This is a genomic window from Kribbella antibiotica (assembly GCF_004349055.1).
Lineage (GTDB): Bacteria > Actinomycetota > Actinomycetes > Propionibacteriales > Kribbellaceae > Kribbella > Kribbella antibiotica.
Window position 1 is genome coordinate 36,706 of sequence record NZ_SMKX01000039.1, and the last position, 22,409, is coordinate 59,114.

The 22,409-nt window shown below is 67.1% G+C and carries 19 protein-coding genes and 1 pseudogene; 13 read left to right on the plus strand and 7 right to left on the minus strand.

All coding sequences use genetic code 11. The features are described from left to right. Entirely contained in the window at positions 1-975 is a 975-nt protein-coding gene (locus tag E1263_RS16095) for an ABC transporter permease (protein ID WP_132168122.1), read from the plus strand. Here the strand turns inward: E1263_RS16095 and E1263_RS16100 are convergent. Together E1263_RS16100 and E1263_RS16105 are read right to left on the minus strand one after the other, a co-directional pair. Continuing rightward, positions 961-1,887: a hypothetical protein gene (locus tag E1263_RS16100; protein WP_132168123.1), complete on the minus strand. Its 927-nt coding sequence runs from the start codon at positions 1,885-1,887 to the stop codon at positions 961-963. The two genes, E1263_RS16095 and E1263_RS16100, sit on opposite strands and share 15 nt — an antisense overlap. Before the next feature lie 60 nt (positions 1,888-1,947). Continuing rightward, entirely contained in the window at positions 1,948-3,171 is a 1,224-nt protein-coding gene (locus E1263_RS16105; RefSeq protein ID WP_132168124.1) for an MATE family efflux transporter, read from the minus strand. A 134-nt stretch (positions 3,172-3,305) separates the two neighbouring features. On the opposite strand from E1263_RS16105, the pseudogene E1263_RS43665 reads away from it, so the two are divergent. After that, a pseudogene (locus tag E1263_RS43665) lies at positions 3,306-5,087 on the plus strand (alpha-(1->3)-arabinofuranosyltransferase domain-containing protein); the annotation flags it as partial. A gap of 580 nt (positions 5,088-5,667) precedes the next feature. Here E1263_RS43665 and E1263_RS43670 read toward each other — a convergent pair. From E1263_RS43670 to E1263_RS16125, 4 genes are read right to left on the minus strand one after another with little or no spacing between them, the layout of a single operon-like run. Continuing rightward, positions 5,668-6,828, minus strand: coding sequence for an acyltransferase family protein (locus tag E1263_RS43670; protein WP_238161273.1), 1,161 nt, complete (start codon positions 6,826-6,828; stop codon positions 5,668-5,670). After that, on the minus strand, positions 6,825-7,625 hold the full coding sequence (locus tag E1263_RS16115) for a class I SAM-dependent methyltransferase (RefSeq protein ID WP_238161274.1): 801 nt from the start codon (positions 7,623-7,625) through the stop codon (positions 6,825-6,827). Before E1263_RS16115 ends, E1263_RS43670 begins: the two co-directional genes overlap by 4 nt. 9 nt (positions 7,626-7,634) lie before the next feature. Next, positions 7,635-8,150 (minus strand): SRPBCC domain-containing protein, encoded by a 516-nt coding sequence (locus E1263_RS16120; RefSeq protein WP_132168126.1) that lies wholly within the window; start codon positions 8,148-8,150, stop codon positions 7,635-7,637. After that, entirely contained in the window at positions 8,147-8,713 is a 567-nt protein-coding gene (locus E1263_RS16125) for a TetR/AcrR family transcriptional regulator (RefSeq protein WP_132168127.1), read from the minus strand. The genes E1263_RS16120 and E1263_RS16125 overlap by 4 nt, the downstream gene beginning before the upstream one ends. 118 nt (positions 8,714-8,831) lie before the next feature. Between E1263_RS16125 and E1263_RS16130 the strand changes: the two genes are divergently transcribed. The 11 genes from E1263_RS16130 (at position 8,832) to E1263_RS16185 (ending at position 20,982) form a co-directional block, all read left to right on the plus strand. After that, positions 8,832-9,695: an SGNH/GDSL hydrolase family protein gene (locus E1263_RS16130; RefSeq protein WP_202868909.1), complete on the plus strand. Its 864-nt coding sequence runs from the start codon at positions 8,832-8,834 to the stop codon at positions 9,693-9,695. Positions 9,696-9,753: 58 nt separating this feature from the next. Further along, positions 9,754-10,638: a phosphotransferase family protein gene (locus E1263_RS16135; RefSeq protein ID WP_238161275.1), complete on the plus strand. Its 885-nt coding sequence runs from the start codon at positions 9,754-9,756 to the stop codon at positions 10,636-10,638. A gap of 250 nt (positions 10,639-10,888) precedes the next feature. Next, a complete protein-coding gene (gene rpsA / locus E1263_RS16140) occupies positions 10,889-12,385 on the plus strand; it encodes a 30S ribosomal protein S1 (RefSeq protein WP_132168128.1) in 1,497 nt (498 codons plus the stop codon). Positions 12,386-12,472: 87 nt separating this feature from the next. Next, entirely contained in the window at positions 12,473-13,081 is a 609-nt protein-coding gene (gene coaE / locus E1263_RS16145; RefSeq protein ID WP_132168129.1) for a dephospho-CoA kinase, read from the plus strand. Between the two features lie 84 nt (positions 13,082-13,165). After that, the gene (locus E1263_RS16150) at positions 13,166-14,362 is read left to right on the plus strand and encodes a zinc ribbon domain-containing protein (RefSeq protein WP_238161276.1); all 1,197 of its coding nucleotides are present in this window, start codon (positions 13,166-13,168) and stop codon (positions 14,360-14,362) included. Beyond that, positions 14,359-15,387 (plus strand): hypothetical protein, encoded by a 1,029-nt coding sequence (locus tag E1263_RS43245; protein ID WP_202868910.1) that lies wholly within the window; start codon positions 14,359-14,361, stop codon positions 15,385-15,387. The genes E1263_RS16150 and E1263_RS43245 overlap by 4 nt, the downstream gene beginning before the upstream one ends. Then, positions 15,384-16,337: a hypothetical protein gene (locus tag E1263_RS16165; protein WP_165956633.1), complete on the plus strand. Its 954-nt coding sequence runs from the start codon at positions 15,384-15,386 to the stop codon at positions 16,335-16,337. The genes E1263_RS43245 and E1263_RS16165 overlap by 4 nt, the downstream gene beginning before the upstream one ends. A 28-nt stretch (positions 16,338-16,365) precedes the next feature. Beyond that, on the plus strand, positions 16,366-17,169 hold the full coding sequence (locus E1263_RS16170; protein ID WP_132168133.1) for a hypothetical protein: 804 nt from the start codon (positions 16,366-16,368) through the stop codon (positions 17,167-17,169). 64 nt (positions 17,170-17,233) lie between these two features. Beyond that, the gene (gene uvrB, locus E1263_RS16175) at positions 17,234-19,336 is read left to right on the plus strand and encodes an excinuclease ABC subunit UvrB (protein ID WP_132168134.1); all 2,103 of its coding nucleotides are present in this window, start codon (positions 17,234-17,236) and stop codon (positions 19,334-19,336) included. 68 nt (positions 19,337-19,404) lie between these two features. Next, entirely contained in the window at positions 19,405-20,115 is a 711-nt protein-coding gene (locus E1263_RS16180; protein ID WP_132168135.1) for a nucleotidyltransferase domain-containing protein, read from the plus strand. Between the two features lie 54 nt (positions 20,116-20,169). Further along, positions 20,170-20,982: an amidohydrolase family protein gene (locus E1263_RS16185; protein ID WP_132168136.1), complete on the plus strand. Its 813-nt coding sequence runs from the start codon at positions 20,170-20,172 to the stop codon at positions 20,980-20,982. A gap of 81 nt (positions 20,983-21,063) precedes the next feature. Here E1263_RS16185 and E1263_RS16190 read toward each other — a convergent pair whose 3' ends face one another. Further along, positions 21,064-21,642: a nitrilase-related carbon-nitrogen hydrolase gene (locus tag E1263_RS16190; RefSeq protein WP_202868911.1), complete on the minus strand. Its 579-nt coding sequence runs from the start codon at positions 21,640-21,642 to the stop codon at positions 21,064-21,066. Between the last annotated feature and the right edge of the window lie 767 nt (positions 21,643-22,409).

Below are 22,409 nucleotides of genomic sequence, written 5' to 3' on the forward strand. Positions count from 1 at the left end.
ATGGCTACTGACACCCTGGTACGACGTACGCCCGCGCGCTCCGGCGCTCGCCCGGCCAAGCACGCGGTGGGGCTGGGGACGCGGATGCGGCGGAACTGGCAGTTGTACGCGATGCTCGCCGTACCGCTGATCTGGCTGGCGATCTTCGCGTACTGGCCGATGTACGGCGCGATCATCGCGTTCAAGGACTACAACGTGGTCGACGGGATCCTGGGCAGCCGCTGGGTCGGCTTCAAACACTTCGAGCGGTTCCTGGAGTCTTACCAGTTCGGGCGGCTGATCAAGAACACGCTGGTCCTGCAGATCTACGAGCTGTTCGCGACGTTCTGGCCGCCGATCCTGCTGGCCCTCGGCCTGAACATGGCCCGGCGCAAGTGGTACCGCCGGTCGGTACAGCTGATCACCTACGCCCCGCACTTCATCTCCACGGTGGTCGTGGTCGGCATCATCGTGGTCCTCGTCGACCCGAACACCGGCGTACTGAACCAGTTCCTGGGTCTGTTCGGTGCCGGGCCGATCGACGTCCTGAACAATCCGGACTACTTCCGCCACCTCTACGTCTGGTCGAGCTCGTGGCAGACGATGGGCTTCTCGGCGATCATCTACCTGGCCGCACTGACCAGCGTCTCGCCGGAACTGCACGAGGCCGCGATCGTCGACGGAGCCTCCAGGTTGCGCCGCGTCTGGCACATCGACCTGCCGGCGATCCGTCCGGTCGCGGTGATCCTGATGATCCTCAACATCGGCACGATCATGACCGCCGGCTTCGAGAAGGTGCTGCTGCTGCAGAACACCCTCAACCTGCAGACCTCCGAGGTCCTCGACACCTACGTCTACAAACTCGGTTTCGCCTCACAGGTCCCGCAGTTCAGCTACGCCGCGGCAATCGGGCTCTTCCGATCCGTCATCGGTCTGGTCCTGCTGGTGCTGGCGAACACCCTGGCCCGCAAGTTCGCGAAATCAAGCCTCTGGTGAGGGGGCGAGCGCCTGGCCGGTCGCACGGATCGCGTCCAGGCGCTGTCGCAGTTGCTCGCGCAGGCCGGTCGCATCCTCGCTCAGATCCTGGATGAGCGCCGTACCGGCAGCAGGCTCGGCGCTCGCAAGCAACTCCACATATGCGTCGTCGTCGTTCTGGACCTGCTCCACCGCGCGCTCGGCCCGTAGCAACGCATCCGCCGAGCGGACCTGTACGGCGTACTTCTCCAACGTCGCGACCTTGCGTTCCATCGCTTGCTCGGTCATCCGCAGTGCGTCGGCCTGACGGGCAACCGTGTCGCCCAGCACGGACAGGGTCTCCGCGCCAAGCTCCCGGTGCCGGCCGCGCAGTACGGTCAGCTTCTGCAGGACCTGGCCGATGTCCCAGAGTTGCTCCGGCAGCACGACGTCGTTCTGAATGTCGTCGAGCAGTCCGAGCCGGGTGACCTCGGCATCGGTCACAGCCTGTACGGCGTCCTGCGCCCGCAGCATCATCTGCTGCGCGTCGACGTCCCAGTCTGCCGGCTGCAGGTATTTGCGGTGGTGCTTACTTGCCGCGTCGCTCTCCGACGAGCTGAGGCTCGAGCCGAGGACAAGGACCAGGAAGAGCAGCAGGCCGAGGAGGCAGACGGCATAGGCCGCCCAGGTGTCCGGCCCATCTGGCAGGACTTCGTCCAGGAATCCGGCGATGAGGAGCGAGAAGAAGGCATCGGCCACGAAGAATTTGACGAGGTATCCGATGGTGGACGTCGGCGACTTTCGGAGATCGGACCGCGGCTTCGGCTTGGGCAGGCTTGCCTGCACCATCACCTCGGGCGACTCGAGCAGCAGCTTGCGGTCCTCTTGCGGCACCTCCGGTGCGAACACGGTCGCGGGCACGCGTGGCCGTACCGTCTCATCGCTCGCCGTCACTCGGTTTCCCTCCTGCACCCCTGGTTGACGCCAGTTGCGCCGTTCTGGTTCCGAGTATGTCTACTGAGAGGCCGACTGCCGATGCAGACCGGTCGCCAGAGTGCCGGCCAGGAGGAGAGCACACGCGCTGGTGAGTGCGACGAGGATCCGCACACCGGTCATCCCGGCACCGTGCAGGATGACGGCGGTCGCTGCCAGCACGATCAGGCCGGCCCAGATCACCAGCGCGGCGCGCTTCTCCTGCTGCGCGATGGCGGCGTACACGACCATCTGCAGTACGGCGTACGCGGAGCCGGCGATCGCGAACATCCAGGTGTAGGGGCCGAGTGCGCCGTACTTCTCGGAGCCACCGATCACCTTGACGACCAGGTCGGGCAGAACCAGTGTGCCGAGGACTGTGCAGACGCCGAGACCAGCGACGGCGAGGATGGCGCGGCGGAGCTTGGCGGTGTCCCCGGGGGAGTTGGCCAGTGCCGGGAACACGATCACGATGACGAACTGTGGCAGGAACAGACAGGCCTTCGCGACAATCACTCCGGCCGCGTAGTAGCCGCTGTGCTGACCGTCGAGCAGCCCGCGCGCCAGCAGTACGTCGGCGTTGGCCATCACGAAGAACGCGAGTAGCGCGTGTGTGCCGTGCGCTGTCTCCCGAAGGAGACTCTTGACGGCCGCAGGGGTGCCGCCGCTCGCTCCGCGCAGGAAGAGACTGCCCAGAACAGGCGGTACGACGGTGCCGAGCGCGAGCCCGACCATGGCCGAGTCCAGCGACGGGTGGATGAACAGCGCGCCGCCACCGAACACGAGCCGTCCGAGCCCCACCGAGATATAGACCGCGGCCAGCTCGGTCCAGCGCTGGCTGCCCTGGAGCACGCCGAGCTGTGAGCCCATCAGAGTCAGCCCTGCGAGCGTCGGGGCGATCAGGAGGACTGCGAGGACGGAGTCGATGTGCAGCAGCCACATGAGCAACGGTGTGGCGAGCAGACAGACCGCAGCGAGACCAGCCGCCGTACGGCGACCTGCTTGGAGCATGGCGTGAGCCAGTGAGCCGTCGTCGGCCTCCGTGGCCAGCCGGCGCGCACCGGTGGCTTGCAGCCCGAGTGAGGCGACGTTGCCGATCAGCAACAGCCCGAGCAACGCAGTGATGGCGCCGAACTGCTCCGGGACCAGGCGGTGCGTTCCGATCAGCGTGAAGCCGTAGGCGGCGACATTCATGATCGCCATACCGACCGCGACGACGGTGGCACTCCGGAGGAAGCTGAGCCGCGGCTCTGTGACGGAATTCATTGCTGTCCACCGTAGGTCGCCGGGAGTTCGATATCACTATGGCCACGCCCAGCGATTGAGTGCTCCTGATCCGTTAAGGTCCGCCTGTGCTGAAGGCAGGAACGTCCGAGCAGGTGGTCTGGCGAGCGAGGCTCGTGCTGGGCTGTCTGTTGCTGTCGGCACTTTGTTTTCACCGCGCGCCCGGACCGGTCGCGCCCGGGTCACGGATCGATGACCCGGGTGCGCTGCTGAGCGGTGCACTGCATCTGTGGGACCCGAACAGCGGGCTTGGCCAGCTGCAGAGCCAGGCCTTCGGGTATCTGCTGCCAGTGGGGCCGTTCCAGTGGCTCATGCACGCCATGTCGATGCCGGACTGGATCGGGCAGCGGCTGTGGTGGTGCGTGGTGCTGTGCGTCGCGTTCCTCGGTGTGTGGAAGCTGGCCAACGCCTGGCGGTACGGCGTGCCCTGGACGCGGTTCGCCGTCGCACTGCTCTACGCGCTGAGCCCCCTGCTCCTGAGCGGTATGTCGATCACCTCGGTGGAGGTGTGGCCGCTGGCCATGGCTCCGTGGGTGCTCCTGCCGCTGGTGACGCCGCGTGCGCGATCTGGCTGGTGGCGGGCCGGCTGGTCGGCCATGGCGTTCGCGTTGATCGGTGGAGCCGATCCGGTCGCGGCGGGGCTGACGCTGGTGCTCCCGATCGTCTGGCTGCTCACTCGCCGCCACGATCGCTGGACACTCAAGATGGCCGTCGGTTGGCTTGGCTGCGTGCTGGCCGTCTCGGTCTGGTGGCTCGTTCCACTGCTGCTGGTCGTGCAGTACGGCACTCCAGCGGACCGGACCGCCGCGTTCGCTCAACCGCGGACCGACACGAACGAGGTCGACTCTGCACAGTGGCGAGCGTGGATCGACAAGCAGAACACCAGCGGCAACGTGCTCGTCGTACCGGCTGTCAAAGCGCAGTGGCTCGATGACGAGGTGGAGCGGCGGCTCGCCTCCGGTGTCGGCGACCGCAGCTTCCAGCAGATGCTCGCCCACGCCGGCGTCCGCTACCTCGTCATCCGCAACGATCGGGCGGCGGGAGTGCCACCTGCCGCGGCTGTCCACGAGACGCTGGGCGAGGCGGGCCTGAAGCGCGTCGCCCACTTCGGTACGGCGATCGGCGACTACCCGAGCGTGGAGATCTACGACGCCGGTACGGCGAGCGTCGCCCGGCTGATCCCCGAGTCGCGACTCGTCGAGGTGCGTGGCACGACGAGCGACGTACCGGCTGTGTTGTCGGCGCTGGGTGGTGACCGAGAGGCGATCACCAGCGTTGATGTGAGTGGTGCGCAGGCCGAGCTGCCGTTGATCCAGAGCGATGGGCTGCAGCGTCGCGAGCTCGGTGTGGACCAGCCTGCGGGCAGTAGGGCTGAGCGGGTGGATGTGCCGGCCGCTTCACGCCAGCCGAGTGCACTGGTGCTCCGGAACCCGCAAATCGGGCGGTCTGCCTGTCTGCACCTGGACAGCCGGTCGCTGTGCGCCCCAGCCCCAGCGCGGGACGCTGATGAGCCAGGTGGGCTGTTGCGGACAGTGGACCTGCCGCGGACTGCGTCGTACTGGCTGAACGGCACTGCGCTGCCGCAGGACGGGCCTGCGCTTGAGCGACTGTTGGCGGGGCCGATCGGTGTTAGCGCCTCGTCACGTGCGGTCGCAGCGCCGGAAGGGCGGCCAGGTGTGGTGGTCGATCAGGACATCACCACCACGTGGGTCGCCGACGCTGCTGACCGGAAGCCGACGCTCACGCTGAGCTTGCCGTCGGCAAGGAAGCTGACCGGGTTCCAGTTCCGCACCCAGCTGGCGTCCTCGGCCGGCACTCCGACCGAGGTCACGCTCGGATTCGACGGCGGACCGGCCACGGTCTACAAGCCGGATGCGGATGGCTATGTGCGTTTCGTGGAGCGGACTGCTCGGATCGTCGAGTTCGGGTTCGCTCCGACGGCCAAGCCGGTCGCGGTGTCGGAGATCCGCGTGGTCGGTGCGGATGAGCTCCGGCAGGCCCTGCGGCTCGACGACAAGGTCGGACAGTCGTGTGGGTCCGGACCGGTCGTCAAGGTGGACGGCGAGCCGACCATGACTCAGGTGACTGCGACTATGCGCGATCTGCTGCAGCGGCGTCCGGTCGCGTTCACCACCTGCGACCCGGGACCTGTCGTCCTGCAGACCGGCCGGCACGAGGTGGATGTGCTCACCAACGGCGGTCTGGTCCCGACCGAGGTCACGCTGACCAAGGCCGGCTTCGGCGATGTCTCCGTGACACCTGTGCAGGGAGTGAACCTGTGGCGGCCGAACCCCGCTGTGCTGACCCTCGAAGTCCCAGCGACGAGCAAGCAGTCGGTGCTAACGGTCGCGCAGAACTACAACGAAGGCTGGGTCGCGTACGACGGCACTGGCCGCGAGTTGACGCCGATCCGGGTGGCCGGATGGCAGCAGGGCTGGGTGCTTCCCCCAGGCGAAGAGCAGTTGGTCAACGCACGGTTCATGCCGGACCGGGCGTATCGGGCTGGTCTCCTGGTCGGCTCGGCTGCAGTGCTCGCCGTGATGGCGATGGCGGTGTTCTACCGGCGCCGGACCCGTTCCGGACACCAGCTAAAGGCCGCTCGATGGTGTAGTAGCTGGCTGCAGCGAGCGCGATGGACGCGAGCAGCGTCGTAACGAACAGGAAGACGAACTGCGTGCTGATCCGTTCGAGCAGGGTCAGCGCAATCACCTGGTAGGCGAAGACGCCGTACGTGAGATTGCTGGCCAGCCGCACTCTTGAGCCGCCCAGGTATTGCAGCGCGCGTTCGGTCGGCGCCAAGGCTGGGAACAACACGCACGCGGCGATGCCCGTGTAGAGAAGGCTCTTCACCGCTGACTGGCCAGGGGAGGCGGGGGACAGGTCGTACGGACCGGCCAGTGGGGTCGCGGCCAACAGCAGGAGGGCAGCGGCGACACCCCAGACGGTTCCGGGGATCTTGGTGAGGATGTCGAGCGCCGACGAACCCAGGCGACCCGTACTGCGAGCCACCTGCCACAGCGCGAGGCCCATGCCGACGGCGAACCAGCCGATGTACCCGGGCAGCCAGAGCCCTGCGTTCGGATGATGCGTCGCGCTCATGGCAGTCAGCCAGGCCGGGCCGATGACGGTCAGCACAGCCAGCACGCTGAGCCTCCAGCGGACGCTGCGCCGGGTCGGACGCTCGTAGCCGGTCAGAAGCTTCGCCAGCGCCGGAAGGATCACGTAGAACGCCGCAATCGCGGCCAGGCTCCACAGCTGAGTCAGTCCCGGTGCAGGTGGGCCCTCGAAGTACACCTGGCTGAGCGTCGCGTGCTGCAGGTAGGTCGACCAGTCGGCAGAGTGCAGCAGAACAACAGCCAGCAGTACGGCGACCCACAGCACCGGCAGGATGCGCACTGCCCGGTTCCGCAGGTACGGCAGGGTCAGCGGCGGCAGGGTGCCCCCGAACCACGCCTCCACGTGTGGCCGGTAGAGCAGGAAGCCGGAGATCGCGCAGAACACCGCAGCACCGACATCCAGTCGCGACAGCAGTCCACCGAGCGCTCCGGCATCGCTGTGCAGAGCGACCTGCGCAGTCAGCATCGCTAGTGCGGCCAGAACGCGCAGACCGTCCAGTGCCGGGAACCTGCGCGGCGTCATCCGGCCACCACTCTCTTGTGTGCGGACCAAATCGCCGTACCGGGGACGTACTGGCCGCGCTCTGGGCCCCAGCCGCCCCAGACACCGGTGTGACCAGCCGGCCACTCCGGCTCAAGCAGGTCGTCGACGACGAAGCCGGCCTCGGTCAGGTCGCGGATCCAGTCGCCGACCGTGCGGTGGTACTCCGCGTAGATCGGCGTACCGGCGTCAACCTCCACGTACGGCGTCCGGTCGAAGTACGAGTGGATGATCCGCAGACCGTGCGGCGACGGGTCGTCCGGCATCGACCAGCGGAACGGGTGCGTCACCGAGAACACCAGCAGGCCCCCGGGCTTCAGAGCCCGGGCGATCTCCCGCAAGACGGTCCCGGCGTCGGCCACGAACGGCAGCGCGCCGAAGGCCGAGCAGGCGATGTCGAACGTGGCGTCGGCGAACGGGATCGCGGTGGCGTCGGCGGCGACCGCGCGGGCCGTCGTACCGGTCTTGCGATCGAGTGTTCTGCTGACCTGGAGCTGCTCGACCGAGATGTCGAAGGCAACGGCCTGGGCGCCCTGCGCGGTCAGCCAGCGGGTGCACTGACCGGCGCCGCAGCCGACCTCCAGGATGCTTTTGCCGCGGACGTTGCCGAGCAGCTGGGCATCGGCTTCGTCGACACCCTCGGGACACCAGACGAAGCGGTCGTCACCGAGGAAGTCACCGTGCTCGGCGAGATACTCGGCCGCGGCCGAGTTCCAGTAGGTCCGGCTGGCCTTCGAGGCCTGGGCCTCGGTCAGCTCGATACGTCGCGGCTCGACCACGCGGTCACCCTATCGAGCAGTGGCGGCCCGAGTCGCGATCGCCTGGTTCATCGCGCGGAACTGTGGCTCGATCGTGTCGCGCAGCATGCCGGCGGTGAACGGGACGGCGGCGCCGCGGAAGATCTCCTCCTGGACGAGCCGGGAGCGGCCGTCCGGCAGTGCCTCGATCCGGAACGCGTGCTCGCCGTCGAAGATCCCGCCGAATCCGATCCGGCCGATCCAGCGCAGCTCGCGACCCGGTTCGACGGCCAGCAGTTCGGGGGTGAAGGTCGTCTCCGCACCCTTGGTGTCGCGCAGCACGTTGGTGATGGTCGCGCCGACGGTGAGCTCACCGGTCGACGAGACGATGAACGGGTTCCAGGCCGGGTAGTTCGCGCGGTCGGTGAGCACCTTCCAGACCTGATCGGGGGAGGCGCTGATCTCGAGCTCGGTGCGGAGGACGGTCGGCCGGACGATCGTGTAGGTGGTGTAACCGACGAGCAGCAGGACGAAGGCGCCGAGACCGATCAGCAAACGACGTTTCATGGGGACTCCTCAGGTCCTAGGACGCTCACGACGAGCGTCCGGGCGTATTCAGGGGTGAGCGGCTCGCCGGTGACGAGGAGCCGGTAGTAGAGCGGGCCGACCAACTGGTCGACCAGGACGGCGGGCGCGACGTGATCGAGCACCACTCCGGCCTGCTGCGCCTTCGCGACGACAGCCGTGACGGCTCGATGGCGCTCCGACCAGAGCGCGCGGACGCTCTCGCCGACGCGGGGATCGCGGGCGGCCGCGGCCGCCAGGTCGGCGACCAGGCTGGTCGGCGTCGAGGCCAGCCCGGCAGCGATCGTGCTGACGAGGCGGGTCAGGTCGGCCCGCGGGTCGTCGGACGGCTCGAACGGGACCTCCTCGCGCATTGTGGTGATCAGTGCGACGACGAGCTCGGCCTTGGACGCCCAGCGCCGGTACAGCGTGGTCTTGGCAACCCCCGCCCGATCCGCGACCCGGTCGATCGACAGTCCGTCGTACCCGCCGTGCCGTAGCTCTTCGGCGGCGGCGGCCAGCAGTCTTCCTTCGATCGCGGTGTCGCGGGGTCGGCCTCGGGTCATGGCAATTACGATACTGCGGTAGCGTAAATAAATCAACCGGGGTGAGCTCTTGCCGAAAAGCTGAAAGCTGCTCAGGGTTGCTGTTACCGGTTGGTCACTTAACGTCAAAGGCGGCGGTATGAAGAGAATGTTGATAGCGGTGGCGGCCACGACGGGTCTGCTGGCGAGCGGCCTGACGCCGCTGCCGGCGATGGCAGCGGCGCCCCTGGTGTACGTCGCGATGGGGGACTCGTTCGCCGCCGGGTCGCTGGTGCTGCCGGCCAAGGAATTGCTGACTTGCGCACGCTCGGCGGTCAACTACGCGTCGCTGGTCGCCAAGGAACTGAAGCCCGCGAAGTTCCGCGACGTGACCTGTGGTGGCGCGACGACCACCCACTTCGCGAACCCGCAGTCCGGCATCATCGCCGGCAAGGCAGCGCCGCAGTACGACGCTCTGAGCGAGGACACCACCGTTGTCTCGGTCGGGATCGGTGGCAACGACATCGGACTGGTCGGACTCGCGTTCTCGTGCGTGAACCTGCTGCCGCAAGGTGTCGGGACCTCCTGCAAGGCGACCAACACCGCTGGTGGGGTGGACAAGCTCGCGCAGAAGATCGACGCGTTCGCAGCGACCTACGGCACGGTGATCGAGGAGATCCGGTCGCGGGCGCCGCACGCGAAGATCCTGATGGTCAGCTACCCGACCGGGATCAAGAAGAGTGGCTGCTGGCCGGTTGTCCCGGTGTGGAGCCAGGACGCTGACTACCTGCAGTCGGCGCTGACCCGGCTGAACCTCCGGATGAAGGAGCAGGCGAGCGCGCACGGCGCGACGTACGTCGATCTGGCGACGCCGAGCGTCGGCCACGACATGTGCAAGCCCGCGGGCACGCGGTGGATCGAGGGGCTGATCCCGAGCCTGACGACCAACGGCCTGGTGCCGCTGCACCCGAACGCGGCCGGCCTGCGGAACGCCGTACCGACGGTCCTGGCTGCGCTGGGCTGAATCATCTACTTGGCTTCCAAGGTCTGATCTGTCGGTGGGCGCTGGCAGGATCGTCGAGGTGAGTTTATTCGAGACGATGACTGCCAGCGCCGTTCCGTTGACCGGTGGGTATCAAGGACAGACCTTCGCGGTGAGTGCGGGCGGCGAGGATGCTGTCCTCAAGCTCTATGTGAACGATCCGGAGCGAGCGGTCGTCGACGCGGCGCTGCTGCAACTCGTGCGTGGGCTGCTCCCGGTGCCGCGGATCCTCGATCTGAAGCGGGAAGGGTCGTATGAAGACCCGCCGTACCTGTTGATGGAGCGGCTGCCCGGCGTGAACCTGCAGGTCTACCTGGAGACGGCCGGACCGGACGAACGGCGGAAGGTCGGAACGCAACTGGGGGAGTTGCTGGTCCGGCTGAGCGGGATGCCGTTCCTGACCGTCGGCATGTTCCGGGGCGGCGACCTGACCGTGGAGCCGCTCGGCAGTGCCGACCTGGAGGAGTACGCCGCCGGGCTCGGTGTGGCGCGTGACGGACTACTGCAAGTGTTCGCGGAGGCGGAGGATCTCCTGGACAGCGCCGGGAGTCGGGTCTGTCTCGTCCACAGTGACTTCAATCCGAAAAACCTGCTCGTCGACCCGGAAACAGCCCGGATCACCGGCCTGATCGACTGGGAGTTCGCGTACGCCGGTTCGCCGTACGCCGATCTTGGCAACCTGCTGCGGTTCGAGAGCGACCCCGTCCTGGCGGGAGCGGTCCTTGGCGCGCTGCGGGGGAGCGGGCTGGAGCTCCCGGAGCCACTCGTGGAGCTAGGCCGCGCGGCCGATCTGTGGGCGCTGCTGGAGCTGGCTTCGCGGGCAGTGGAGAACCCGATCGCGGCTGCGGCGGCCGCTCTGGTCGCCCGGATGGCGGACACTCAGGAGTTGTCCGGAGACCGTCCTGACCTTGAGGTCGTAGATTAAGCCGAGCAGTACGTCGGGGCGCCTCGGCGGGCGGCCGGTGCTGACCGGGTGCCCCCGGTTGTGTTGCCTCCGTCAAGACCGGTATTCTGTGATCTGCGCTATGAGCCTGCGCGACCTCGGACGGAGCAGGCTCGTGCTCGCAGCTTGTCGGTGGTGAATCTGTGCTTTTCGTGCAGTCCAGCGGTGTGGTGCGATCCAACGGCTCATGCGCAACTTGCCTAGACCACCAGTCCACGGAGCAACCCACCACATGACGGCCAGCATCGAGGCACCTCTCGACCCCGCAGTACGCACCACCCCGCAGGTAGCGGTCAATGACATCGGGTCGGAGGAAGACTTCCTCGCGGCGATCGATCTGACCATCAAGTACTTCAACGACGGCGACATCGTTGAGGGCACCATCGTCAAGGTCGACCGCGACGAGGTTCTCCTCGACATCGGTTACAAGACCGAAGGCGTGATTCCCTCCCGCGAGCTGTCGATCAAGCACGACGTCGACCCGAACGAGGTCGTCAAGGTCGGCGACCACGTCGAGGCCCTGGTTCTCCAGAAGGAGGACAAAGAAGGCCGCCTGATCCTTTCGAAGAAGCGCGCCCAGTACGAGAAGGCCTGGGGCACGATCGAGAAGATCAAGGAAGAGGACGGCGTCGTCACCGGTACCGTCATCGAGGTTGTCAAGGGTGGACTCATCCTGGACATCGGCCTCCGTGGCTTCCTGCCGGCCTCGCTCGTCGAGATGCGTCGGGTCCGCGACCTCCAGCCGTACGTCGGCCAGGAGATCGAGGCGAAGATCATCGAGCTCGACAAGAACCGCAACAACGTGGTTCTGTCGCGTCGCGCGTGGCTCGAGCAGACGCAGTCCGAGGTGCGGATGAACTTCCTCACCCAGCTGCAGAAGGGCCAGATCCGCAAGGGTGTCGTCTCCTCGATCGTCAACTTCGGTGCGTTCGTGGACCTCGGCGGCGTCGACGGTCTGGTGCACGTCTCGGAGCTGTCCTGGAAGCACATCGACCACCCGACCGAGGTTGTCGAGGTCGGCCAGGAAGTCACCGTCGAGGTGCTGGACGTCGACATGGAGCGCGAGCGCGTCTCCCTGTCGCTCAAGGCGACCCAGGAAGACCCGTGGCAGCAGTTCGCCCGGACCCACCAGATGGGTCAGATCGTTCCCGGTAAGGTCACCAAGCTGGTGCCGTTCGGTGCGTTCGTCCGGGTGGAAGAGGGCATCGAGGGCCTGGTGCACATCTCCGAGCTCGCCGAGCGTCACGTCGAGATCCCGGAGCAGGTCGTTCAGGTGAACGACGATGTGATGGTCAAGATCATCGACATCGACCTCGAGCGTCGCCGGATCTCGTTGTCGCTGAAGCAGGCCAACGAGGGTGTCGACACCGTGTCGGACGACTTCGACCCCACGCTCTACGGCATGGCGGCGACGTACGACAAGGAAGGCAACTACATCTACCCCGACGGCTTCGACCCCGAAACGGGCGAGTGGCTCGAGGGCTTCGATGCTCAGCGTGAGGAGTGGGAGCGGCAGTACGCCGAGGCCCACACGCGCTGGGAGGCTCACAAGAAGCAGATCGAGGACGCCAAGACGGCGGACGTCGAGGCCGGCGAGGCCTCCACGTACTCCTCGGCCACCGGTGGCGGTAGCGATGCGGCTCCGGCCGACGACGCGCCCGCCGAGGGTGCGCTCGCTTCGGACGAGGCGCTGCAGGCACTGCGTGAGAAGCTGACCGGCCAGGGCTGAACCCCTGCTGGTAGCTAGTACTGCCGAGACCCCCGCATCCGTTTGGGTGCGGGGGTCTCGCACGTCCGCGGCGAGTAGGGTGCTCCCGTGCTACGAGTTGGACTGACCGGCGGAATCGGGGCCGGCAAGAGTGCAGTGTCGTCGCGGCTGGCTGCGCGCGGTGCGATCGTGATCGATTCCGACGTGCTGGCGCGTGAGGTGGTCGCCAAGGGGACCGAGGGGCTGGCCGAAGTCGTGGCCGCGTTCGGGCCCGAGGTGCTGACGGCTGACGGGGAGATGGATCGGCCGGCGGTCGGGCGGATCGTCTTCGGTGACGCAGCGGCGCGCAAGCGGCTTGAGGCCGTCATCCATCCGCGGGTGCGGGCTCGCGCGGCCGAGATCGAGGCGGGTGCCCCGGACGACTCGATCGTCGTGCACGACATCCCGCTGCTCGTCGAGACCGGTCAGGCGGACAAGTTCGATCTGGTGCTTGTGGTCGACGTACCGGCGGCTCTGCAGCTGGAGAGGCTGACGAAGCAACGAGGTATGGCGGCCGCCGAGGCCGAGCAACGGATCGCCAGCCAGGCAACCCGCGAGCAGCGGCTGGCTGTTGCGGACGTGGTCGTCGACAACGCGGGCACTCTTGCCGAGCTGGATCAGCGCCTCGATGAGGTGTGGGACACGTTGCGAGGGCACGGTCCCACAACGAAAGCGTGACCCCTGCGCGCGAAATGATGAATCCCGGACCTGCTGTACGAGAATCTGTGCGGTCCAACAGCCCGAACTAGGGAGGATGGCGTGGTGTGTCCGCGCTGTAACTCTGACGTCCCCGATGTCTCGCGGTACTGCCACCACTGTGGCAACGACCTGCGGTCCGGCGACACAGAGCGCAAGAACGCGTATGCGGCGAGGCCGGACGAGCCGGTGGCGTCGTTCAAGCTGGTCTCCACGATCATGCCGCAGGGCTCGGGGCAGCAGCCTTACACCTACAAGGTCGCCCTCGGCGCCGCGCTGTTGCTGACGATCGTGACGGCCGCCCTCGGGGCGCTGCCGGTCGCGATCATGATCGCCGCGTTCTCGATCCCGATCGTCTACATCCTCTACTTGTACGACGTGAACCTGTGGGAGGACGAGCCGATCCCGGTCGTCGCGGCAGCCTTTGTGCTGACCGGCGTCCTGGCGGCGGTCTTCACCTGGCTGTGGTCGGACAAGATCTCGTTGTCCACCGACACGATCGGCGCGAACAACGTCGGTCCGTCCGGGCACGACCTGCTGATCCTCCTGCTGCTGGTTCCGGTCGTCTCGGAGCTGGTCCGGCAGATCGGCCCGCTCTACCTGGCCTCACGGCCCCGGTACGACGACCTGATGGACGGCTTCACCTTCGGTGTCGTGGCCGGCGTCGGGTACGCGTGTTTCGAGACACTCGTTCTGCACTGGGGCTGGATCAGCGGCGGTTTCGCCGGTCCGGGCAGCAGCGCCGGCACGTGGATCTCGATCGTGGTCCTGCACGGTTTCATCAAGCCGCTGATCTACGGCTCGGCGACCGGCCTGGCCGGGGCGGAGTTCTCCGGCCTCGGTGCCGGGTACGACGGCTTCACGCCGCGCTGGGTGGTCGGGCTGCTGCAGGCCATCGCGGTGAACGTCTTGTTCCAGGGCGGTGTCTACCTGCTCGGGTTCGTCGGCGGCCACGGTTCGACGATCGGCGCCGTACTGGGTGTCGTCTGGGGCCTTTTGCTGCTGGGCGCGCTGATCATCCGCGTGCGGACTGTGCTGCACAAGGGACTGCTTGAGGCGGCGCTGGAGTCGGCCGCCCGCGGTGGTTCCAACCACGCCTCCGGCGACCAGGCCTTCTGCTCGCGCTGTGAGATGCCGCTGCTGCCGCACTCGGACTTCTGCTCCGCCTGTGGCAACTCCGTCCGCTCGGTGCCGAAGTCGGACCGCGGCGTGACGGCACCGGCGAGTGGGTACGACGTGACAACTGGGGAGACGCAGGCATGAGCAACCAGCAACCTCCGTACGGTCAGGGGCAGCCGCCGCAGGGTCCTCCGCCTGGGTATGGTCCGCCTCCGCAGGGGCCGCCGCCTGGTTACGGGCCGCCTCCGCAGGGGCCTCCGCCGCAGGGTCCTCCGCCTGGGTATGGTCCGCCTCCGCAGGGACCGCCGCCTGGGTACGGGCCGCCTCCGCAGGGCCGCCCGCCGCAGGGTCCGCCTCCGGGATACGGCCAGCAGCCGGGGCAGCCGCCGTACGGGCAGCAGCCGCCGTACGGGCAGCAGCCCCCGCAGGGGCCGCCGCCTGGCTATGGGCAGCAGCAGTACCCGCCGCAGCAGGGCTATCCCGGTCAGCAGCAGGGGTACCCGGGACAGCCGCAGTACGGCGGCCAGCCGCAGCGCGGTAAGGGCAGCAGCAAGATCCTGTACCTGGCCGGTGGTGGACTGGTCGTGGTCGCGGTGATCGGTGTCGTCCTGGCGCTGATCTTCGGTGGTGGCGACGACAGCAAGCAGGTCCAGCCGACGCCGACGACCGACGGCGGTGGCGACAACGGCACCAACCAGCCGACCGGAGTCGACGAGGGCATCGAGGTCGGCGAAGGCGTCTTCGTGAAGCCGCAGACGGGCTACGTCCGCAAGGAGCTCAAGGACTTCAAGGGCGTCTACCTGCTCAAGACCGGTGAGGCCTACTTCATGGTCCAGGTGTTGAAGGTGCAGGGTGAGACGGCCGAGTCCGTCCTGCCGAAGCTCCTGACCGCCGAGACCAAGGGCGCCACCTCGGTGAAGACCAAGGAGCCGCGGCGGATCACGCCGGGCGCGAACGAGAAGACCCCGGTCAAGGTCGTCATCACGCAGGCCTACTCGGCGCTGTCGACCGGACAGCAGGGCAGCACCGAGATCGTCGGTTTCGTCGGCGCGATCGAGCGCAACGACGGCGTCATCACGCTGATTCGGGTGCTCGCCCGCAAGGACAAGATCTCGACCGCCAACCCGGACAGCACCGCGATGCTCCAGTCGGTGCTCAAGAGCCAGTGAACGGGAAACGTGACAAGGGGGCTGCGGACAGCAACCCCTGGGTGAGCAAGGCCGGCCCCGACGACGATTCCACGGCAGCACCGGCACCGGCGCTGCCGCCGTCGCCGTGGAACCTCGAGGTCCCACCGGCGCCCGCCGGCTCCGGGTCGCCGTGGTCGGGGGACAAGGTTCCGGAGGCCGAAGCGGCAGCTGCTGCTGCGGCTGCGGCTGCTGCGGCTGCGGCTGCCGCCGCGGCTCCGGCTGCTGGTGGTCCGGCGGCCGGTACGTCGTCGGCGTGGGGTGACAAGGTTCCTGCGCCGTCGCTGCGTCGGCCGGTGCCCGAGAAGAAGCGGCCGCGAATCCCACCGCTGCTGCTGCCGATCGGTGCCGGTGCGCTCGTGGTGATCGCGGTCGCGATCGCGCTGATTCTGGTGTCCGGTGGCGACAAGACCGCCGACCCGGGCCCCGGTACGTCGACCACGCCCGCCACACCGACTGCGCCGTACACGCCACCGGCCGGGGCGATCCCGGTCGAGTTCGGAGTTTCCGTCGTACCGCTGCCGGGGTGGACCGTCCTGGAGACCGAGAAGCGGGGCAAGGAGCTCGTCACGTACGCACCGAACGGGGATCCGCGCGGGTTCTTCTGGGTTCGGCAGAAGCAGAACGTGGCGGCGGGTGCCTACCTGCTCGCGATCATCGAGGGCGAGACCGAGAACGAGATCGCGCACCTCGGCAAACAGCGGAACCTGCCGTGCCCCAAGGACGTCTTGGAGGAGTGCATCGCGATGAGCTACACCTCCACCGCCAAGGACAAGACCGGCGCGGACGTCGCGGTCCAGGGGTACGTGGAGGTCTACGTGCGCAAGGACAAGGTCGCCACCGCGATCGACTTCCGGACCCGCGTCGACTACGCGCCGAAGGCCGAGGCGGACGCCATCCAGATGAAGACGTCGGTTCTCAACAGCTTGTGACGAACCCCCGACACCACGAGGAACAGCTATGAGTCAGCAGTACGGACCACCTCCGGGCCCGCCGCCGGCCGCCGCGCCTGGGGGCTGGGGATCAGGTCCTGGCGGTCCGGCGCCAGTTGGTCCCGGTGGCTGGGGTCCCGGACCGGGGCGTCCGCAGCAGGGGCGCCCGGCCAAGTCGAACCGGTCGCAGCTGATCATCATCGGTTGCGCGGTACTGGCCGTCGTACTGGTTGCGGTGGGGGTTGTCCTGCTGGTGACCGGCGGTGGCGGCGATGACAAGCCGGCCGCGGTTCAGACCCCGGATGCGCCGGGGACGTACTACACGCCGCCGGCGGGCTCGGAGCCGGACGACTCCAAGGGCCCGAACGACGTCGGCGTCAAGGTCGGCCGCGGGATCTGGTTCACCCCGGCCAAGGGATGGCTGCCGGACCCGAGATCCAAGTCGGGACAGAACTACATCCTGCAGCAGTTCAACGTGCGCGGCCTGATCGACGGGTACTTCTGGGTCCGCCAGACCGAGCTGTACGACGCGAAGGGGTTCGCCGAGCACTTGGTCGACATCGAGTCGAACGGGATGCAGAACGTGGTGATCGGCAAGGGTGAGGAGTGCAAGCCCGCCAACGAGGCGATCAAGGCCTGCTACCGGCTGAACTACACGGCCAAGATCAAGACCGCCAAGAACGGGCTGATCGACTACCAGGGCTTCGTCACGGCCTACTCGGACAAGTGGGACCGGATCACGGCGACCGACGTCGGGCTGGAGACGCGGGTCTACGAGCGCCGCAAGGACAACCTCAAGTCGATGAACGACAGCGTCGAGAAGAGTTTCTGATCCTTTAGAGCCTCTGACCTGGGCTTTTCAGTTTTTGTCGGCGGTGCCACGTACGGTTGGTGGCATGAGACAGGTCACGGATCTTCAACGTATGGTGGCGCCGCTCGAGGTGGTGTCCGACTTCGATCCGGCCGGTGACCAGCCGGCCGCGATCGCGGAGCTGGAGCGACGCATCAACGCCGGCGAGCAGGACGTCGTGCTGCTCGGTGCCACGGGTACCGGTAAGACGGCGACCATCGCCTGGCTGGCCGAGAAGATCCAGCGTCCGATGCTGATCCTGCAGCCGAACAAGACGCTGGCCGCGCAGTTCGCGACCGAGCTCCGGCACTTCTTCCCGCAGAACGCCGTCGAGTACTTCGTCTCGTACTACGACTACTACCAGCCCGAGGCGTATGTCCCGCAGACGGACACCTACATCGAGAAGGACTCCTCGATCAACGAGGAGGTCGAGCGGCTGCGGCACTCGGCGACCTGGTCGCTGCTGACCCGGCGCGACGTGATGGTGGTGGCGACCGTCTCCTGTATCTACGGCCTCGGATCCGCGGATGAATACCTGAACCGCATGATCCACGTGAAGGTCGGCGACGAGATGGACCGCGACGGTCTGCTCCGCAAACTGGTCGGCGTGCAGTATGCGCGCAACGACCTGGCCGGCACCCGCGGCACCTTCCGGGTCCGCGGCGACACGCTCGAGGTCTTCCCGGTCTACCAGGAGCTCGCCGTCCGGGTGGAGTTCTTCGGTGACGAGATCGAGCGGGTGATGACGCTGCACCCGTTGACCGGCGAGGTGCTGAGCGAGGAGCAGGAGCTCTACATCGGTGCCGCGACGCACTACGTGACCGCGCCCGAGAAGATGGAGAAGGCGATCACATCGATCGAGGCCGAGCTGGCCGATCGACTCGCCGAGCTCGAGCGGGGTGGCCAGTTGCTGGAAGCCCAGCGGCTGCGGATGCGGACGACGTACGACATCGAGATGATGCGTCAGATCGGCACCTGTTCCGGGATCGAGAACTACTCCCGGCACACTGACGGCCGGGAGACCGGGACGGCGCCGCACTGTCTGCTGGACTACTTCCCCGAGGACTTCCTGCTCGTCATCGACGAGTCTCACGTGACGGTTCCGCAGATCGGCGGGATGTACGAGGGCGACATGTCGCGCAAGCGCACCCTGGTCGAGCACGGCTTCCGCCTGCCCTCGGCGATGGACAACCGGCCGCTGCGCTGGGAGGAGTTCCTGGAGCGGATCGGCCAGACCGTCTACCTGTCGGCGACTCCCGGCCAGTACGAGCAGGACAAGTCCGACGGCTTCGTCGAGCAGATCATCCGCCCGACCGGCCTGATCGACCCTGAGGTCATCGTCAAACCCACCAAGGGCCAGATCGACGACCTCATCCACGAGATCCGGCTCCGCGTCGAGCGCGACGAGCGGGTCCTCGTCACCACGCTGACCAAGAAGATGTCCGAGGACCTGACCGACTACCTGCTGGAGATGGGGATCCGGACCAGGTACCTGCACAGCGAGGTCGATACTCTCCGCCGCGTCGAACTGCTCCGCGAGCTGCGGATGGGTGAGTACGACGTTCTGGTCGGCATCAACCTTCTCCGCGAAGGACTCGACCTGCCCGAGGTATCGCTGGTCGCGATCCTGGACGCGGACAAGGAAGGCTTCCTGCGGTCGGGGCGCTCGCTGATCCAGACCATCGGGCGAGCGGCCCGAAACGTCTCCGGCCAGGTCTTCATGTACGCGGACAAGATCACCGCGTCGATGGAGCTGGCGATCGACGAGACCAACCGGCGCCGCGCGAAACAGATCGCCTACAACCTGGAGAAGGGTGTCGACCCGCAACCGCTGCGGAAGAAGATCGCCGACATCACCGACATGCTCGCCCGCGAAGACGCCGACACCGCCGAATTGCTGGGCTCCGGCCGAAGCCAGTCCCGTGGCAAGGCACCCGTCCCCGGCGGCAAGCTCCGAGCAGGCGAAAAGGCGAGGGAGCTGGCCGGCGGCCTGCCCTCCTCCGACCTCGCCGACCTCATCCAGCAACTCACCGACCAAATGCACAACGCCGCGGCCGAGCTCCAGTTCGAGGTGGCCGCCCGCTACCGCGACGAAATCTCCGAGCTGAAGAAGGAGCTCCGCCAGATGACCAACGCCGGCGCCCAGTAGTTGCCTGGAGCCCCTGAGTCGCAGCTATTTCGGTTGCCGCTGCGCTCAGGGGTTGGCAGGCTGATCGCATGAGCCGTGATGACCCGATAGGTGATGCGACTGCTGTCGTCGCCGAGTTCTATCCGCAGGCGCGGTGGGCGCTCCTGTCCGGCAGCGTTCTCACCTCGTCGCGCACAACCGGCTCCGACCTCGACATCGTCGTACTGCTTCCCGACGGGGACCCACAGGCGCCGTGCCGAGAGTCGCGGCGTTTCCGTGGCTGGCCGGTCGAGCTGTTCGTGTACGACGAGAAGAGCCTCGACCACTACCTCGCGGAGCTCCCCAGTCGTCGCCCGGTCCTGACTCGCATGGTGGCGACCGGCGTTCAGTTGATGGGTGACGCCGCACACGCCGACCGGCTTCAAGCGCGCTGCGCACAGGTGCTGGCAGCAGGCCCGGCTGCGCTGACCGATGCCGAGCGAGACGCCCTTCGCTACAAACTCACCGATCTGCTCGATGACCTCACCCATACCGCCGATCCAGGCGAGCGCACGGTGATTGCTACGACCGCATGGACCGTTGCAGCAGAACAAGCCCTCGCCTTCAATCGCCGCTGGACCGGCGGCGGCAAATGGCTCCTCCGGGAACTCCGCGCACTCGATCCCGAGCTCGCCGAACGCTGGCTGTCAGCGCATGGCGATCCCGCAGCCATCGCCGACTTCAGCCAGCACGTACTCGACCAAGCCGGCGGCCCGCTGTTCGCCGGCTATCGCGCCGCAGGATCAGCGGGTAGCCGCTGACCTATTCTGGCCATCCCCGATTGTCGGCCCGGGTCCTCGCCTAGTGTGCCGCTCATGGCACGGTACGAGGGCCCGATCATCGACGTACACGCCCACCTGGAGCTCGAGGCCGGCGCGGGGATGTCCGGCCTGATGCCGCACCGGGCCGAGGACTACTGGGCCGCGGCAGCCGGACTCGACGTACGAGCTGCGGCCGCACTGGTGATGGCACCGCTCGGCAGGCCGGACGAGGTTCGACTGCGTAACAACCAAGTGCTCGCCCTGAGCGCCAAGGATCGACGCTGGTTGCCGTTGTGCTCAGTCCATCCGTTCGATGGCGATTTCGCGCTGGAGGAGATAGGCCGGGTGGCGGCGGCGGGTGCGGCAGGATTCAAACTGCATCCCAACACGCAGTCCTTCGACCTCGGCGATGACCGCGTGACCGCGATCGTTCAAGAGATCGGCAGACAGGGGCTCCCGGTGCTGTTTGACGGTTACTCGCCGTTCGATCCCCACCAGCCTGGCAAGTTCGTACAGCTCAGCATGAGCGCACCGGACACCCGGATCATCATCGCCCACGCTCTGGGCCCCCGCTTCGGCGAACTCGTCGTGTACGACGTGCTGGCGTCATTCCCCGGCCTGTGGAACCGCAATGTCTGGGTCGACCTGTCCTATATGGGAGCCCTGTACGCCGACTCGCCGCACCGCGATCACTATGCCTGGAGCCTGCGCAAGCTCGGCGTAGACCGCATCCTGCTCGGGTCCGATTACCCACTCGGCACCCTCGACTCGGCCTTCGCCGCGCTGGAAACCCTCGGCTTCTCCGCCGCCGAGCAGCGTCAAATAGCCCACACCAATGCCGCCACCCTCTTCAACCTCACCCACTGAGGAACGGAAGTCAGCGGGCGGTCTCGTCGACCGTGAGGTGTGGCTGTAGTGGACGACTGAACCGAAGTCGAAACGGCGTGGTCACGGGGGCCGGCAAGGGATTTCGCCCAAGGGGGTGATGATCGTGCTGCCGCCATTGATGAGAACGTTGCCGTCGGCATCAGCTTGCGGTGCATGGCGACCAGCCTGGGTGAAGAACAACGCGGTGCAGTACAGCGTCCCGCCATCTCGCTCGATCACGCCCGCCACCAAGTCGACCTCCAGCTCGTCAGCCAGGTCCGCCAGCCGCGCAGTCTCCGGCCATGGCACCGCAATCGCCGCCTCCCGATACCGCCGAAATAACTGCCGCCCCTCCGCCGACCGCGACCCGACGGTCACCCTATTTCCGGTGTCGCCCGATGGCTTCGGGCGCGCTTGGATGCGGCCGATCACGTATGGCGTGTGGTTGCCCGCCGTGGCGGCCGATTTACAGTGGGAGGGTGGCTGGCCGGGTGCCTGGCTGAGGGAGCGGCGAGGTCGGCGATCGCGCTTGCGCCCGATCCGCTCGTTTTCCGTGCGGCGGTCGAGCCCCGGAGCGCTCCGGCAGAGACTGGCCTCGCTGAGTGGTGGATTCTCGTCGCAGGGTCCCTGCAAATCACCAAGGATCGCGAGCGCGCGCACGTTCCGGCTCGCCGAAGCCTTGAGTGGAAACTCTTTCGCAAATAGCGACGTGGAGTTTCCACTCGGCGCGAATTTGGATCGGTGGTGTTCGAGCCTCCGGTTGTTGACTCGGCCGGGGCTGCCGATGGGTGGTTGGGCGCCGCTGCGGCCGATTAAAAGCAGGGTGGCTGAGGTCGGCGCGGGGTTGAGGGGGATGGCGAGGTCGGCGATCGCGTTTCCGCTGCCTGAGCTTCCCGCTGTGGTTGCGGTCGGTGGCGAGGAAGCCTGGAAGGTGACTCGCCGTGGTGGGGAAAGGTGCTGGCAAGGATGCGTGGGGTGCTGCCGCGTCCAGGCGGCCCTTGCGGCTAGTGCGAAATGCCCTGCAACTCACCCAATTAGCGCGAGCGCTCCGTCCGCCGAGGCCTAGAGTGGAAACTTTTTCGCACATAGCGACCAAGAATTACCACTCACCGCGATCAGCTCCGCATTTCGCTCGCCGGGCTTCGTTGGTCGGTAACTTTTTCTCACATGGCGACCCTTTATTACCGACTAACGCAGATCTTGGGCCTCAGGCATAGCGGGTAGCTCAGTCGGCGGGCACGCGATCGCCGGTCTCGCCAATACCTCAGCCACGCGCCGGGCCGCACCACCCTCCACTGCAAATCGGCCTCAGCGGCGAGCCACCACCTCGCCGTACCGACCCAATAGCCGCAGTTTCGGGTTAGCGTCCGAGGGTTGGCGTCGGTTCGGGCATTGGAGGGATGTTGATGGGTGGGCTAGGGCGCGAT